Origin of the sequence: Hydrogenophaga sp. (genome assembly GCF_031426985.1) — a bacterium.
Taxonomy (GTDB): domain Bacteria; phylum Pseudomonadota; class Gammaproteobacteria; order Burkholderiales; family Burkholderiaceae_C; genus Hydrogenophaga.
On sequence record NZ_JASJOY010000228.1, the window covers coordinates 1 to 450 of the forward strand.

Below are 450 nucleotides of genomic sequence, written 5' to 3' on the forward strand. Positions count from 1 at the left end.
CGAGCGCCATGACCGTTCAGGACATCCCGGAATCGGTCCGGCGCCAAGCCCGCCTCTGCATCTTGGACACGGTGGGCTGTGCACTGGCCGGAACCCGCACCGAGGAGGCACGCCTGGCCCTCGCGTGTGAGCCGGCTTCCGCCGACGAGGCCGCCACGGTCTTCGGCACGCCGCACCGGCGTTCGCTTCAAGGCGCGGTGCGCATCAATGGCTATCTGGGCGACGTGCTCGAACTGAATGACCTGATCGGCGGCCACGCCAGCATCGGAAACGTCACCGCGGCTCTGGCGCTGGGTGAGGTGTTAGGTGCGCCCAGTACGCGCGTGCTGGAGGCTGTGGTGCGTGGCATCGAGGTGACCACGCGCGTCTACGAAGCCGTCTATCCGACGCTGCGCCGCTACACGGAGATGGCGCTGGTTCCGGTTGGCATACCGTCCTGCATCGGCTCGG

At 68.0% G+C, this 450-nt stretch carries 1 protein-coding gene; it reads left to right on the forward strand.

What is annotated here, in order from left to right; all coding sequences use genetic code 11:
* Nucleotides 1-450, forward strand: a 450-nt coding sequence (locus RMP09_RS23020; protein ID WP_310568306.1) for an MmgE/PrpD family protein, incomplete at both ends; no start/stop codon positions are given.